At 72.4% G+C, this 14,205-nt stretch carries 13 protein-coding genes and 1 pseudogene; 8 read left to right on the top strand and 6 right to left on the bottom strand.

Going from position 1 to position 14,205, the window contains the following annotated elements; all coding sequences use genetic code 11:
* Nucleotides 1-880, top strand: a pseudogene (locus ACFU99_RS12845) (glutamine synthetase); the annotation flags it as partial.
* Nucleotides 880-2,034 carry an amidohydrolase family protein gene (locus tag ACFU99_RS12840; RefSeq protein WP_384389978.1) on the top strand — a complete coding sequence of 385 codons (1,155 nt, stop codon included), beginning with the start codon at nt 880-882 and terminating at the stop codon, nt 2,032-2,034. The pseudogene ACFU99_RS12845 and the gene ACFU99_RS12840, both read left to right, overlap by 1 nt.
* A gap of 23 nt (nt 2,035-2,057) precedes the next feature.
* Here the strand turns inward: ACFU99_RS12840 and ACFU99_RS12835 are convergent, their stop codons facing one another.
* Nucleotides 2,058-2,927, bottom strand: coding sequence for an HAD family hydrolase (locus ACFU99_RS12835; RefSeq protein ID WP_384389975.1), 870 nt, complete (start codon nt 2,925-2,927; stop codon nt 2,058-2,060).
* A 129-nt stretch (nt 2,928-3,056) separates the two neighbouring features.
* Between ACFU99_RS12835 and ACFU99_RS12830 the strand changes: the two genes are divergently transcribed.
* The 3 genes from ACFU99_RS12830 (at nt 3,057) to ACFU99_RS12820 (ending at nt 5,662) form a co-directional block, all read left to right on the top strand.
* Nucleotides 3,057-3,944: an LLM class flavin-dependent oxidoreductase gene (locus ACFU99_RS12830; protein WP_384389972.1), complete on the top strand. Its 888-nt coding sequence runs from the start codon at nt 3,057-3,059 to the stop codon at nt 3,942-3,944.
* Between the two features lie 124 nt (nt 3,945-4,068).
* The gene (gene htpX, locus ACFU99_RS12825) at nt 4,069-4,974 is read left to right on the top strand and encodes a zinc metalloprotease HtpX (protein WP_384389970.1); all 906 of its coding nucleotides are present in this window, start codon (nt 4,069-4,071) and stop codon (nt 4,972-4,974) included.
* Nucleotides 4,975-5,080: 106 nt separating this feature from the next.
* A complete protein-coding gene (locus ACFU99_RS12820) occupies nt 5,081-5,662 on the top strand; it encodes a hypothetical protein (protein ID WP_384389968.1) in 582 nt (193 codons plus the stop codon).
* A gap of 34 nt (nt 5,663-5,696) precedes the next feature.
* Here ACFU99_RS12820 and ACFU99_RS12815 read toward each other — a convergent pair whose 3' ends face one another.
* The 5 genes from ACFU99_RS12815 to ACFU99_RS12795 form a co-directional block, all read right to left on the bottom strand.
* On the bottom strand, nt 5,697-6,149 hold the full coding sequence (locus ACFU99_RS12815) for a hypothetical protein (RefSeq protein WP_384389966.1): 453 nt from the start codon (nt 6,147-6,149) through the stop codon (nt 5,697-5,699).
* 79 nt (nt 6,150-6,228) lie between these two features.
* On the bottom strand, nt 6,229-7,182 hold the full coding sequence (locus tag ACFU99_RS12810; RefSeq protein ID WP_384389963.1) for a MerR family transcriptional regulator: 954 nt from the start codon (nt 7,180-7,182) through the stop codon (nt 6,229-6,231).
* Between the two features lie 23 nt (nt 7,183-7,205).
* Nucleotides 7,206-8,144, bottom strand: a complete 939-nt coding sequence (locus ACFU99_RS12805) for a metal-dependent hydrolase (RefSeq protein ID WP_384389961.1) — start codon at nt 8,142-8,144, stop codon at nt 7,206-7,208.
* A 74-nt stretch (nt 8,145-8,218) separates the two neighbouring features.
* Nucleotides 8,219-10,069, bottom strand: a complete 1,851-nt coding sequence (locus ACFU99_RS12800; RefSeq protein WP_384389959.1) for an SDR family oxidoreductase — start codon at nt 10,067-10,069, stop codon at nt 8,219-8,221.
* The gene (locus ACFU99_RS12795) at nt 10,066-10,938 is read right to left on the bottom strand and encodes a M24 family metallopeptidase (protein WP_384389956.1); all 873 of its coding nucleotides are present in this window, start codon (nt 10,936-10,938) and stop codon (nt 10,066-10,068) included. The genes ACFU99_RS12800 and ACFU99_RS12795 overlap by 4 nt, the downstream gene beginning before the upstream one ends.
* Before the next feature lie 220 nt (nt 10,939-11,158).
* Here ACFU99_RS12795 and ACFU99_RS12790 point away from each other — a divergent pair, with 220 nt between their 5' ends.
* The 3 genes from ACFU99_RS12790 to ACFU99_RS12780 all read left to right on the top strand — a co-directional run bounded on the left by ACFU99_RS12790 (nt 11,159) and on the right by ACFU99_RS12780 (nt 14,112).
* Nucleotides 11,159-12,232 (top strand): ABC transporter ATP-binding protein, encoded by a 1,074-nt coding sequence (locus ACFU99_RS12790; RefSeq protein WP_384389953.1) that lies wholly within the window; start codon nt 11,159-11,161, stop codon nt 12,230-12,232.
* Entirely contained in the window at nt 12,222-13,139 is a 918-nt protein-coding gene (locus ACFU99_RS12785) for an ABC transporter permease (protein ID WP_384389951.1), read from the top strand. The genes ACFU99_RS12790 and ACFU99_RS12785 overlap by 11 nt, the downstream gene beginning before the upstream one ends.
* Before the next feature lie 61 nt (nt 13,140-13,200).
* Complete coding sequence (locus ACFU99_RS12780) at nt 13,201-14,112, top strand: ABC transporter ATP-binding protein (protein WP_384389949.1); 912 nt, start codon at nt 13,201-13,203, stop codon at nt 14,110-14,112.
* The last annotated feature ends 93 nt before the right edge of the window (nt 14,113-14,205 follow it).

Here is a 14,205-nt window from a genome sequence, read left to right as displayed (position 1 = left end):
GGCCTACGGCATGGCGCGGGTCGTCGAACTGTCCGACTACGTCCGCGCCGTCGCCGAGGCACTCGACGCCCAGGGCATCGAGGTGCTCCAGATCCACCCGGAGTACGGGGCGGGCCAGTTCGAGGTGTCCACCGCGCCCGCCCACCCGGTGCGGGCCGCGGACGAGGCGGTGCTCGTCCGCGAGACCGTACGGGCCGTCACCGCGCGGCACGGGCTGCGCGCCACGTTCGCGCCCTCCCCTGTCGCCGGGGAGGTCGGCAGCGGCCGCCATCTGCATCTCAGCCTCGGCCGGGACGGGCGGAGCCTGCACCGCGAGACCGGGGCCCCGTACGGGCTCGACCCGGCGGCCGTCGCGTTCCTCGGGGGCGTCCTGGACGCCCTCCCGGCCCTGTCCGCCGTCGGCGCTCCCTCGCCCGCCAGTTACCTGCGGCTGGCGCCCTCCCAGTGGGCGGGCGCCTACCGCTGCTGGGGCGTGGAGAACCGGGAGGCGGCGCTGCGACTGGTGCCGGGCTGCTGGGACGACCCGGACGGCGGCAACGCGGAGATCAAGTGCGTGGACGCCGCGGCCAACCCGTACCTGCTCGTCGGGTCCGTCATCGCCGAGGGCCTGAACGGCGTCTCCACGGGCGCGAAACTGCCACCGCCGGTCGTCGGCGATCCGGGGGCACTCGGTGAAACGGAACGCCGGGAGCGCGGCATCGACCGGCTGCCGACGACGCTCTCCGAAGCCGCCGGCCTTTTCGAGCGGCAGGAAGTACTGCGCGACGCGATGGGAGAAGTCCTCCATGGGGCGTTCGTCGCGGTGCGGCGGGCGGAAGCGGAACGGAGCGCGGGCAGCAGCCCGGAGGAGATCACGGCCGTGACCCGCTGGCGGTACTGATGGCCTGGCTGCCGCTGCCGCCGCTGGTGGACCACCACTGCCACGGAGTGGTCCGGGGCGAACTGGACGCCCGTACCTTCGAGGGGTACCTCACGGAGTCGGACGCCCCCGCCGCGCCGGGGACCACCTTCTTCGACACGCAGGCGGGCTTCGCGGTGCGGCGCTGGTGCCCGCCGCTGCTTGGCCTGGAGCCGCACTGCCCGCCCGCCGCCTATCTGGCGCGCCGCCGCGAGCTGGGCCCGTACAAGAGCCGCCGGGCGCTGCTGCGAGGCACCGGGATAGGCGCCTACCTCGTCGACACCGGGCTGCCCGGCGACCTCACGGACCTGGACGAGCTGGCGGGCGCCGGGGGCGGCACGGCCCGCGAGATCGTCCGCCTGGAGACGCTGGCGGAGCGGATCGCGGACGGCCTGACGCCCGAGGACCCGTCCGCCCGCGCCGCCGGGGACGCCGACGCCTTCGTCGCGGGCGTCGGGGAGGCCGTGCGCGCGGCGGCCCGTACGGCCGTGGGCTTCAAGTCGGTCGCCGCCTACCGCCACGGGCTGGCCCTCGCCTCCGAACCGCCCGCCCCGCACGAGGTCCACGCCGCCGCCGAGGACTGGCTCGCGGGCCGCCGCGCGGGCGACCGGGTCGCCGATCCGGTGCTGCTGCGCCACCTCCTGTGGCTGGCCGTGGCCACCGGGCTGCCGCTTCAGCTGCACACCGGTTTCGGCGACCCCGACCTGAGGCTCGACCACGCGGACCCGATACTGCTCACCGACTTCATACGGGCGACGGCCGGTACGGGCGCCTGCCTGGTGCTGCTGCACGGCTACCCGTACCACCGCCAGGCCGCCTACCTGGCCAGCGTCTTCCCGCACGTGTACGCCGACGTCGGGCTGTCCCTCACCCACACGGGGACGCGCGCCGAGGCGGTCCTGGCCGAGTTCCTGGAGCTGGCTCCGTTCGGCAAGCTTCTCTTCTCCACCGACGGCTACGGCCTGCCGGAGCTGTACGTCGTCGGCGCCGAGCTGTTCCGTACGGCGCTGCGCGCGCTGCTGGGCCGCTGGGTCGAGGAGGGCGCGTGGTCGGCCTCCGACGCCGAACGGGTCGCCGCGCTCATCGCCGCCCGCAACGCGCACCGGGTGTACGGCCTCGCGGGCGTACCGGGCTGAGAGAGGAGCGCGTCTCAGGCGTCTCAGGCGGCGATGATGCTCTCTATGACGGCCGCGACGCCGTCCTCGTTGTTCGCGGCGGCATGGCGCGGCGTGGCGGCCAGTACCTCGGGGTGCGCGTTGGCCATCGCGTACCCCGTCCCCGCCCAACTGAGCATTTCCAGATCGTTGGGCATGTCCCCGAACGCCACCACTTCCTGCGGCGCGATGCCGCGCTCGGCGCAGCACCGGGCCAGGGTGCTGGCCTTGCTCACACCCAGCCCGCTGATCTCCAGCAGCGCGGTCGGGCTGGAGCGGGTGAACGAGGCGCGCTCGCCGCCGACCGTGCGGGCGAGGGCGAGGAAGTCGTCGGGGGCCAGCTCGGGGTGGTGGGCGAGGAGCTTGAGGATGGGGCCCGTGGAGCCGACGCCTTTGGTGAGGAGCTCCTCGGCGGGGGCGACCACCGCGCCCGGGTCGAGGTGGAAGGGCGGATAGCTCGGCTCGTAGTCGATGCCGCTGGTGCGCTCGATGGCGAAGGAGGTGCCGGGGGCGGCGTCGCGCAGCGTCTCGACGACGGCCGAGGCGTCGGCGGTCTCCAGGGGGCGGACGTCGATGAACCGGCCGCCGCCGTGCAGATCGACGACGGCGGCGCCGTTGGCACAGATCGCCAGCCCGTGGCCGTGCACATGGTCGCGGACGACGTCCATCCAGCGGGCCGGGCGCCCGGTGACGAAGAAGACCTCGATGCCCGCCCGCTCGGCGGCGGCGAGGGCCGCGACCGTACGGTCCGAGACGGATTTGTCGTCGCGGAGCAGGGTGCCGTCGAGGTCGGTCGCGATCAGCCGGGGCGCGGCCGCCGGCCGCCGGGAGAAAGGGGGCCCTGGCTGCTCGGTTGCTGAAGTCACGGTGCCCATTCTCGTATACGCGTGCGCATGCGTGCGCCACAGAGCCCACGTGAGCCGCGCACGGCCGCCCACCGCATGCCACAGCACGTCACCGCACGTCACTGCGTGTTGTCAGTGCCACGGCCTACGCTCGCAGGCATGCGACTGAGCACTGTGATCCTTCCTCACCGACGCTGGGCCGACGGGGGCCGACAGACGTGGCAGCGAGCCGAGGAGCTCGGCTTCGACACGGCGTACACCTACGACCACCTTTCGTGGCGGACCTTCCGCGACGGGCCGTGGTTCGGCGCGATCCCGACGCTGACCGCGGCCGCCGCCGTCACCTCCCGCATGCGGCTGGGCACCCTCGTCACCTCCCCGAACTTCCGCCACCCGGTCACCCTCGCCAAGGAGCTCATCTCCCTCGACGACGTCTCGGACGGCCGTGTCACGCTGGGCATCGGGGCGGGCGGCTCCGGCTTCGACGCGACCGCGCTGGGCCAGGAGGCGTGGACGCCGCGTGAGCGGGCGGACCGCTTCGGCGAGTTCGTGCCGCTGCTCGACTCCCTGCTCAGCCAGGACGTCGTGACGCATGAGGGCACGTTCTACTCGGCGCACGAGGTGCGCAACATCCCCGGCTGCGTGCAGCGGCCCCGGCTGCCCTTCGCCGTCGCCGCGACCGGGCCGCGCGGCCTGGAGCTCGCCGCGCGGTACGGGCAGGCGTGGGTGACCACCGGGGACCCGAAGCTCTTCGAGACGGGCACGCCGGCCGAGTCGCGGGCGGCGATCGCCCGGCAGGCCGAGCGGCTGGACGCCGCGTGCGAGACCGTGGGCCGCGAGGGCGCCGCCCCGCGGAAGATCCTGCTGACCGGCTTCACCCCGGACCGGCCGCTGGACTCCTTCGAGGCCTTCGTCGACTTCGCGGGGGTCTACGGGGAGCTGGGCTTCGACGAGATCGTGGTGCACTGGCCGATCGCCGACTCGGTCTTCGAGGTGGACACCGCCGTCTTCGAGAAGATCGCGACGGAGGCGGTGGCGCAGCTGTAGACGTCCTTTTACGGTTCGCGGTGCTCCCCGCACCGTCCCTTATCCCGCTGATAGCCGTTCCAGGGGGACAATCGAGGGAGAGGCACGGCGGGGGGCACGGTCCACAGAGCCTTGGAGGTTCCCCATGCAACGCTCACGATTCGCCCCCGACCGGGGGCTGACGACCCGCATGGTGAGCACCATGTTCTTCATCGGACTGCTCTATGTGGTGTTCGTCGGCGTGCTGCTGGTGGTGTTGCGCGGGGCCTGGCCGATCATCCTGGTGATCGCGGGCGGGCTGTTCATCGCGCAGTTCTGGTTCAGCGACCGGATCGCGGCCTTCAGCATGGGCGCCCGCGAGGTGACGCCCGAGGAGGCGCCCGAGCTGCACGGGGCCGTGGACCGGCTGTGCGCGCTCGCGGACATGCAGAAGCCGCGGGTCGCGATAGCCGACAGCGACGTGCCGAACGCCTTCGCCACGGGCCGCAGCCAGAAGAAGGCCCTCGTCTGCGCGACGACCGGGCTGCTGCGGCGGCTGGAGCCGGAGGAACTGGAGGGCGTGCTCGCGCACGAGCTCTCGCACGTCGCCCACCGGGACGTGGCGGTCATGACCATCGCCTCCTTCCTGGGCGTGCTGGCGGGCGTCATCACCCGCATCGGGCTGTGGGGCGGTTTCCGGCGGGCCGGCGGCCGGGACAACAACACGGCCATCGCGATGCTGCTGATCCCCCTGATCAGCGCCGTCGTGTACGCCATCAGCTTCCTGCTGACCCGGCTGCTGTCGCGCTACCGCGAGCTGTCCGCCGACCGGGCGGCCGCGCTGCTCACCGGGCGGCCCTCGGCGCTGGCGTCCGCGCTCACCAAGGTCACGGGGCAGATGTCCCAGATCCCCACCCGCGACCTGCGGCAGGCCGAGCCCTTCAACGCGTTCTACTTCGCGCCCGCGTTCTCCTCCAAGGAGAGCCTGAGCCGGCTGCTCTCCTCCCACCCGACGCTGGAGCAGCGGCTCGACCAGCTCGGCCGGATCTCGGCCCAGCTCGGCCGCCCGTAGCCCTCACGCCCATAGCCCTCACGCCCATAGCCCTCACGCCCGTAGATTTTTCGGGCCCGCAGCCCCCTCGACTTCGACGCACCCCCTTCGACAGGAGCCACCGCCCGTGGGCTTTCTCGACGCCATCCTCGGCCGCAGCAAACCGGTCCGCCCGGATCTGGACCAGCTCTTCGCCCTGCCGTCCGCCGCCATCACGCTGGAGGCAGGGGCCGGGTTCACCCCCACCGGGCTCGGCTCGGTGTGCTTCGCGAGCGTCGAGGGCGGCGCCTTCACCCAGCTCCAGCAGGACGTACGGGCGCTGCTCGACGCGGACACGGAGCGCGGCGGAGTGCCCGTGGAGTTCAGCCAGGACTCGTACGGATACACCTGGCTGCTCGCGCGGCAGTCGGCCGACGACGTGGCGGGGCTGGTCAACGACCTGCACGCGGTCAATACGCTGCTCCAGGACGGCGGCTTCGGGCCGCAGCTGCTCTGCTCCCTGCTGGGCTTCCGGGACGCGCAGCAGCGCTCGCTCGCGCTCGTCTACCTCTACAAGCGGGGCACGTTCTACCCCTTCGCGCCGCTGCTCGGCGGCGACAAGCGGGACAACGGTCTGGAGCTCCAGGTGCGGGGGCTGCTCGGCGATGACCTGCACATAGAGAAGGAGCTGAACCGCTGGTTCCCGGTGTGGGGCGCGCCGGGGCTGTGAGGGGCCCGTCCCCGGCGGGCGCCGGGGACGCGGCTCAGCGGACCCTGCTGCTCAGCCAGGGGGTCAGGGCATGGCGCAGGATGAGTTCCTTGTAGGTCTCGTCCCCCGGCAGCGGCACCACGAGCCGCCAGCCGGGCGGGAAGAAGCGCCCTTTGACGTGGGCGAGGCCGCCGTGGACAGACCGCAGGAAGTCGGGCACGGAGTCGCGGGGGATGTCATGGAACTCCACGGTGTCCACCGTGATCTTCGCGTCGCCCTCGGAGTACAGCTCGATGTCGATCCGCGGCGCGCCGCCGAGTTCGATGAACGCCTCGTGCGGAAGGGACCCGTCCGCGTCGGTCACGACGCCCACCCCGGCGGCGGAGCGCCGGGCGGACTGGTCGGCGCCGATGTCGTCGGTGACCTCCACGGCCAGGCCGTGTTCGCGCGCGAATTCACGGACGGCGGTGACGGCGGCCTCGGTGCTGGCGAAGTGCGGGCGGTCCATACCGGTCCATAATGCCGTACGGGCGTACGGGCGAGGCTTCCCCGAAGCGGGCGGCGAGCAGCGGGCGGCGGGCGGTGGCTCAGGGGCGGGCGGTGCGGCGCGAGGACAGTTCGTCCATCGTGCGGGCCTGCACCTCGCGCAGGGTCGCGGCCGTGACGAAGGCTGCGGCGTCCTCCTCGCCGACCAGGTCGCGCACCGCGTCCAGCAGGTCGGCCGGCAGCGTGACCGGTTCGCCGGAGCGCGGCTGGGGCCGGTGGTGGCACGGCAGCGCGGGGGAGGCGCCGGACGACGTCACCTCGTTCAGCCGGCGCCGCAGATAGCGGGTGGCCAGGGTGCGCATGGCGCGGGCGAGTTCGGCGTCGACGGTCTGCTGGGCGAGCGGCCGCAGGCGGCGCACCAGGGAGGCGGCCTCCGCGGCCTCGTCGTCGCTCGGGGTGTGGTCGAAGTACTGCTGGAAGACGTGTTCCGTGGTGAAGTCGAGGAAGCGCCCGGCGATGTGCTCGACCTGGGTGCGCAGCTCGCGGAGGTGGCCGGAGATGGCGAGCAGCGGGATGCCGGCGGCGTGCAGTTCGGCGGCGACGGCCAGCTCCTGCGGGCTGGGGACGAGGAATGAGTCCCGCTCGCCGGCCACCCGCACCAGCACGCCGAGCTCCACGGCGTCCTCGACGGCCGCGTCGTCCGGCTGCCCGCCGAACCGCTCGTCCAGCTCCGCGCGCGTTATCCGGCCGGTCTCCTCGTCCGTCCACGGCCCGTCGACCTCGGCGACCAGGCCCAGCACCCCGCCGAGTCCCCGGCCCGCGTCCCACGCCTCCAGCAGCTCCCTGATGGAGGCCAGGGTGAAGCCGCGGTCCAGCAGCCCGGAGATCTGCCGCAGCCGCACCAGATGCGAGTCCCCGTACACGTTGGCGCGGCCCCGGCGCTCCGGTTTCGGCAGCAGCCCGCGGTCCTGGTAGGCGCGGATCGTACGGACCGTGGCGCCGCTGCGGTGGGCCAGCTCCTCGATCCGGTACTCCGCCGGTGACTGCTCGGACACGCTCTCGCCCCTCGTGAGACTTCCTAGGAGACGGCCGCGCGGCCGACCGCGCCGGCGGCGGCCCGAGCCGCCGGCGAGGACGCCAGATATTCGACGGCCCTGCGCAGCGACCCCTCCTGCGAGGGATGGTACGACCGCCGGAAGTAGCGCGGGACGGCCGAGCCGAGTTCGCGCCAGCTGGGCAGCAACCCCTTGCGAACGGCCCTGTTGTGCTCGCGCAGCGAGTATCGTGCACGGCCCGCGAGCTCGGGGTCGTGGCGCAGGAGGTAGGCCGCGCCCCAGGCCCAGAGGTAGGTGATGACGGGTGCGGTGACGGCCATGCCCAGTATCCGGCGGGCGTAGCGCGGCAGCCCCGCGCCGCCGCAGTGCTGGTACATGTCGAAGGCCACGGCCCGGTGCTCGACCTCCTCCGCGCCGTGCCAGCGCAGCAGGTCGAGCATGACCGGGTCGGGCTCCGCCCGGTCGAGCCCCTCGGCGCGCAGCACCCAGTCGCCCAGCACCGCCGTGAACTGCTCTATCGCGGCGATGACCGACAGCCGGAAGCGCAGCCACTCCCGCTCCGGCACGGGCAGGCCCGGCGGCGGGCTCTCGCCGAGCAGCACGTCGAAGAGGAAGTCGACGTGCCGCGTGTACGGGCCGGTGTCCAGGTCCTGCTCGGCGAGGTGGTCGAGGACGTAGGCGTGCTGCACGCTGTGCGTCGCCTCCTGCCCCATGAAGCCCTTGACGTCCCGGAGCAGCTCCGGGTCCCGCACCAGCGGCAGGCCCTCCTTGAAGACCTTGACGAACCACCGCTCGCCCGCGGGCAGCAGCAGGTGCAGCACGTTGATGACGTGGGTCGCGGTGGGCTCGTCCGGTATCCAGTGCAGCGGCGTGCGCCGCCAGTCGAACGCGACCCGCCGCGGGGTTATCTCGTAGCGCTCGCCGTGCTCGTAGCGCTCGCTGTGATCGCCGTGCTCGCTCACGTACGGCTCCTCTCCGGCACGTACAACTGCTCTCCGACTCTCCGACTCTCCGACGGCCTCCGCGCGGCGCTGCGCTACAGCGGCGGTTCGATACGGGCGACGGCGCGCAGCGCCTTCGGCGCGAAGCGGGACAGGAGGTGCGCGCCGCGCGCCTCCGGGGTGACGGGGACGACCGCCTGGTTACGGACGACGGCCTTGAGGATCGCGTCGGCGACCTTCTCCGGCGGGTAGTTGCGCATCCCGTACAGCCGGGAGGACTTGGCGCGGCGGCGCCGCTGCTCGTCCTCCGAGACGCCCGTGAAGCGCGTCGTCGCGGTGATGTTGGTGTTGACGAGGCCGGGGCAGACCGCCGAGACCCCGATGCCCTGGCCGGCCAGCTCGGCGCGCAGGCACTCGCTGAGCATCAGCACCGCGGCCTTGGAGGTGCTGTACGCGGGCAGCGCCTTGGACGGCTGGAAGGCGGCGGCGGAGGCGGTGTTGACGATGTGTCCGCCCTGCCCGCGGTCGGCCATCTGCTTGCCGAAGGTCCGGCAGCCGTGGATGACGCCCCACAGATTGACGTCCAGGACCTTCCGCCACTCCTCGGCCGAGGTGCTCATGAAGGAGCCGGACAGCCCGATGCCCGCGTTGTTGACCAGCACGTCCACGACGCCGTACTCGGCGGCCACCTTGTCGGCGAGCTTCTCCATCGCCTGCTCGTCGGCGACGTCGACCACCTCCGCCCAGGCCGCCGGGGCACCGATCAGCCGGGCCAGCTCGGCGGTGCGGGCCGCGCCCTCCGCGTCCCGGTCCACCGCCACCAGGCGCGCTCCGGCCTCCGCGAAGGCGAAGGCGGTGGCCCGGCCGATGCCGCTGGCCGCGCCGGTCACCAGCACCAGCTGCCCGCCGAACCGGGGCGCGTACGGACTCCCGCCCGCCTTCGGGACGGCCCTCTTCGTGGGGTCGCCCTCCTCCTGGACGCCGATGAACTCCGTGATCCAGGCGGCCAGCTGGTCGGGCCGGGTGCGCGGCACCCAGTGCTTGGCCGGCAGGGTGCGCCGCACCAGGCCCGGCGCCCACTGCTCCAGCTCGTCGTAGAGCTTCTCGGACAGGAAGGCGTCGCCGGTCGGGACGATCAGCTGCACCGGCACGTGGGCGTACGCGTCGGCGCGGGGCCGGCGCATCCGGGTCCGTACGTTGTCGCGGTACAGCCACGCGCCGTGTGCCGCGTCGGTCGGCAGCGAGGCTGTGGGGTAGTCGTCGCCGGGCGTCTTCTCCAGCCGCTCCAGGATCGCGGGCCAGTGCTTGCCGAGGGGGCCGCGCCAGGCGGCTTCGGGGACCAGGGGGGTGTGCAGCGCGTACACGTACCAGGACTTGGCGCCCTGGCCGAGGAGCTGGCCCACCCGGCGGGGCGTGGGCCGCGCCATCCGCTTCTTGATCCAGTGGCCGAAGTGGTCCAGGGACGGCCCGGACATGGAGGTGAAGGAGGCGATCCGGCCCTCCGTGCGCCGCACGGTGGCGAACTCCCACGCCTGCACCGAGCCCCAGTCGTGCCCGACCAGGTGGACCGGCGCGTCGGGGCTCACCGCGTCCGCCACCGTGAGGAAGTCGTCGGTCAGCTTCTCCAGCGTGAAGCCGCCGCGCAACGGCCGGGGCGCCGTGGACCGGCCGCAGCCGCGCACGTCGTAGAGGACCACGTGGAAGCGGTCGGCGAGCCGCTCGGCGACGCGGGACCAGACCTCCTTGCTGTCCGGATAGCCGTGCACCAGCACCACCGTCGGCCGGGCGGCGTCGCCCAGCTCCGCGACGCACAGCTCGACGCCGCCCGTGGCGACCCACCGCTCGCGCGCCCCTTCAAGCCCTTGCGGCGCCTCCTGGGAACCCTCCCGGCCGGTCTTCCCGCCGGTCTTCCCATCGGCTTTCCCGCTCGGGAACTCGCTGCTCATGCGGCCCTCTCCTGCTGCTGCCGGCGCCGCACGTGCGGCAGGTCGTCGTCCAGCCAAAAGGCGCTCTCCTGGGGGTCCCGGGAGTCGGTGACGACCAGGAGCTCCTCGAACTTCGCGCCCGTACCCCGGAATCCGAGGTGCGGTTCGACCGCCCACAGTCCCGGCCGCGGCGGGTGGTCGGAGAAGGTGTACGGGCTCCACAGCGGCGACCAGCCGTCCCGGTGGCCGTGCAGCGCGTCGGACGCCAGGCCCTTGAGCGACTGCGTGCCGAACCCGAAGACGTGCGGCGACCAGCGGCGCTCCTTGACCCGGCCCACCTTGTGCGCGATGACGCCGAACGGGTAGGCGCGGTGCCGGTTGGTGTACCCCTGGCGCGCCATGAGCCGGTCCACGTCCTCGTAGATCTCGCGCAGCGGGCGGCGCTCGCGCACCTCGGCCAGGATCAGCTCGCGGTGCGCCCGCAGGTCGTCGAGGAGCCGGTCGTGCAGCGGATTGAGCCCCAGCGCGCCCGAATACCCGATGTCGGCGGTGAACCCGCCGTGCACCGGGGCCATGTCGAGGATGAACGGCATCCCCGGCTCCAGCCGCCGGTTGGTGGGGAAGAACTGGAGCGGCACCCGGAAGTTCACGAACGCCGTGCGGTCCCCGAACCAGGCGAAGGGCAGGTGGAACCAGTCCCGCACGCCGCGCGCCCGCAGCCACTCCCGCTGCATCCGCGCCGCGTCCCGCTCGGTCACCCCCGGCCTGAGCTGGGCGGCGACCGCTTCGGCGCAGTCGTACGCGAGGCGCTGCACCTGCCTGAAACCGCGCAGCTCCGCGGTGAGTTCCCGGTCGACCGCCGAGGTCGTGGCCGAGGGCGTGGAGGTCATGGCCATCTGTCCGTCCGGTCCGTGAGCAGGGGCCCCGGAAGCGCCCAGTGAGGGGCCGGGGTCAGTCCGTAACTTGACACTGATGAATGTGACAATGCTCGGCGGCTGCGTCAAGAGGTGGGGCCGCCCTGTGGATAACTCGGGGTAACCCCCTCCGGCCCCTACGGGCGGGTCAGACCCGAGGACTACCCGCATCCAGTTATCTGGGCTGACGCCCGCTGTGGCGCGCGCCACTACCGTCGAGGACGTGACTGTGATCGCTATCGAAAGCCTGAGCAAGCGGTTCCCACGGGTGACCGCGCTTGACCGGCTCTCCGTCGACATCACGCCGGGTGTGACCGGCCTGGTGGGTGCGAACGGAGCCGGCAAGTCGACGCTGATCAAGATTCTGCTCGGCCTGTCCCCCGCCACCGAGGGCCGGGCCGCGGTGCTCGGGCTCGACGTCGCGACGGAGGGCAGCGCCATCCGCGAGCGGGTCGGGTACATGCCCGAGCACGACTGCCTGCCGCCCGACGTCTCGGCGACGGAGTTCGTCGTCCACATGGCGCGGATGTCCGGGCTGCCGCCCGCCGCCGCCCGCGAGCGGACCGCCGACACGCTGCGCCACGTCGGCCTCTACGAGGAGCGGTACCGCCCCATCGGCGGCTACTCGACGGGCATGAAGCAGCGCGTGAAGCTCGCCCAGGCGCTCGTGCACGACCCGAAGCTGGTGCTCCTCGACGAGCCGACCAACGGCCTCGACCCGGTCGGCCGGGACGAGATGCTCGGCCTCATCCGCCGCGTGCACACCGACTTCGGGATCTCGGTCCTGGTCACCTCGCACCTGCTCGGCGAACTGGAGCGCACCTGTGACCACGTAGTGGTCATCGACGGCGGCAAGCTGCTGCGCTCCAGCTCCACCAGCGACTTCACACAGACCACGGCGTCCCTCGCGGTGGAGGTCACGGACACCGACACCCACCCGGACGGCACGAAGGCGCTCGGCAAGGCCCTCGCCGACGCCGGGCTCGCCGTCAAGCCCATGGGGCGCTCCTCGGACAGCGCGTACGCCGCCGGGCACGTCCTGCTGGTGGACGTCGAGGGCGAGGAGACGTACGACGTCGTGCGCGACACGGTCGCCGGGCTGGGCCTCGGCCTCATCCGCATGGAGCAGCGCCGCCACCACATCGCCGAGATCTTCCGCGACGCCGACGAGGACAGCGCCGGCACGGACGCCGGTGACAGGAACGAGACGACCGGCGGCCACGCGCGCCCCGACGCGAACGAGAAGGGAGCCGCCCACCATGTCGCCTGAGACCAGGTCCGGCACCAAGGCAGCGGCCGCCCCGGCCGCCGACGTCATCCACAACATCGGGTACCGGAGTTACGAGGGTCCTCGCCTGGGCCGCGCGTACGCCCGCCGCTCGCTCTTCTCGCAGAGCCTGCGCGGCGCGTACGGCCTGGGGCGCTCGGCGAAGTCCAAGGTCCTGCCGATGATCCTGCTGGCCGTGATGTGCGCGCCGTCCTTGATCATCGTGGCCGTCACCATCACGACGCATCAGGAGAAGCTGCCCGTCCAGTACACGCGGTACGCGATCCTCCTCCAGGGCGTCATCGGCCTCTTCCTGGCCGCCCAGGCCCCCCAGTCCGTCTCCCGCGACCTGCGCTACAAGAGCGTCCCGCTCTATTTCTCGCGCCCCATCGAGCGCGTCGACTACGTGGTCGCCAAGCTCGCCGCGATGGCGTCGGCCCTCTTCATGCTGACCGCCGTGCCGCTGGTGATCCTGTATGTCGGCGCGCTGCTCGCCAAACTCGACTTCGTCGACCAGACGAAGGGATTCGCGCAAGGAATCGTCTCCGTGGCCCTGCTCTCGATCCTGTTCGCCGGCATCGGCCTGGTCGTCGCGGCCCTCACCCCGCGCCGCGGCTTCGGCGTCGCCGCCGTCATCGCCGTGCTGACCATCTCCTACGGGGCGGTCTCCACCGTTCAGGGGATCGCGGACTCCCGGGGCAGCACCGACGCGGTCCCGTGGCTCGGCCTCTTCTCGCCGATCACGATCATCGACGGCGTGCAGACGGCGTTCCTCTCCGCCTCCTCGTCCGCCCCCGGCGGCCACGGCCCCGGCGCCGGTCTGGGCGCGCTGTACGTCGTCCTGCTCCTCGGCCTGATCGCCGGCTCGTACGGGCTGCTGATGCGCCGCTACCGAAAGGTCGGGCTGTGACCACCGCCGAGACCGCCGCTTCGCCGTCCACCACCACTTCCCGAAGGAACGGGCCGCGCCCATGACGACCATCCATATCGAAAACGTCTCGCGCTGGTTCGGCAATGTGGTCGCCGTCAACGACGTCTCCATGCGGGTGGGCCCCGGAGTGACCGGACTGCTCGGCCCCAACGGCGCGGGGAAATCCACCCTCATCAACATGATGGGCGGCTTCCTGGCCCCCTCCACCGGCACCGTCACCCTCGACGGCGCGACCATCTGGCGCAACGAGGGCATCTACCGGCACATCGGGATCGTCCCCGAGCGCGAGGGGATGTACGACTTCCTGACCGGCCGCGAATTCGTCGTCGCCAACGCCGAGTTGCACGGACTGGGCGCCAAGGAGGCCCAAAGGGCCCTGGCCACGGTCGAGATGGAGCACGCCCAGGACCGCAAGATCGCCACGTACAGCAAGGGCATGCGGCAGCGCGTGAAGATGGCCTCCGCCCTCGTGCACGAGCCCGCGGTGCTCCTCCTGGACGAGCCGTTCAACGGCATGGACCCGCGCCAGCGCATGCAGCTGATGGACCTTCTGCGGCAGATGGGCGCCGACGGCCGTACGGTGCTGTTCTCCTCCCACATCCTGGAGGAGGTCGAGCAGCTCGCCGCGCACATCGAGGTGATCGTCGCGGGCCGGCACGCCGCCTCCGGCGACTTCCGCAAGATCCGCCGCCTGATGACGGACCGCCCGCACCGCTACGTCGTACGCTCCAGCGACGACCGGGCGCTGGCCGCGGCCCTCATCGCCGACCCGTCCACGGCCGGCATCGAGGTCGATCTCGGCGAAGGCGCGCTGCACATCCAGGCCGTGGACTTCGCCCGGTTCACCGAGTTCCTGCCGCGGGTCGCGCGGGACCGGTCCATCCGGCTGTTCACGGTCTCGCCCTCGGACGAGTCCCTGGAATCGGTCTTCTCCTACCTCGTAGCGGCCTGAAAGACATCTCACGTGCTTAAGAAGTCAAGCCGCGACGGCCGGCTCGGCCGGGAAGGAGGTGAACGCGTGTTGTTCGTTGAAGAGCTGTCCGGT

The organism is Streptomyces sp. NPDC057654, from assembly GCF_042800135.1.
GTDB lineage: Bacteria > Actinomycetota > Actinomycetes > Streptomycetales > Streptomycetaceae > Streptomyces.
This window is presented reverse-complemented; position numbering and strand designations above follow the sequence as displayed.

Coding starts and splice junctions, on each gene's coding strand:
- ACFU99_RS12840 (WP_384389978.1), top strand. CDS start 880: ATGGCCTGGCTGCCGCTGCCGCCGCTGGTGGACCACCACTGCCACGGA.
- ACFU99_RS12835 (WP_384389975.1), bottom strand. CDS start 2,927: ATGGGCACCGTGACTTCAGCAACCGAGCAGCCAGGGCCCCCTTTCTCC.
- ACFU99_RS12830 (WP_384389972.1), top strand. CDS start 3,057: ATGCGACTGAGCACTGTGATCCTTCCTCACCGACGCTGGGCCGACGGG.
- htpX (WP_384389970.1), top strand. CDS start 4,069: ATGCAACGCTCACGATTCGCCCCCGACCGGGGGCTGACGACCCGCATG.
- ACFU99_RS12815 (WP_384389966.1), bottom strand. CDS start 6,149: ATGGACCGCCCGCACTTCGCCAGCACCGAGGCCGCCGTCACCGCCGTC.
- ACFU99_RS12800 (WP_384389959.1), bottom strand. CDS start 10,069: ATGAGCAGCGAGTTCCCGAGCGGGAAAGCCGATGGGAAGACCGGCGGG.
- ACFU99_RS12795 (WP_384389956.1), bottom strand. CDS start 10,938: ATGACCTCCACGCCCTCGGCCACGACCTCGGCGGTCGACCGGGAACTC.
- ACFU99_RS12785 (WP_384389951.1), top strand. CDS start 12,222: ATGTCGCCTGAGACCAGGTCCGGCACCAAGGCAGCGGCCGCCCCGGCC.
- ACFU99_RS12780 (WP_384389949.1), top strand. CDS start 13,201: ATGACGACCATCCATATCGAAAACGTCTCGCGCTGGTTCGGCAATGTG.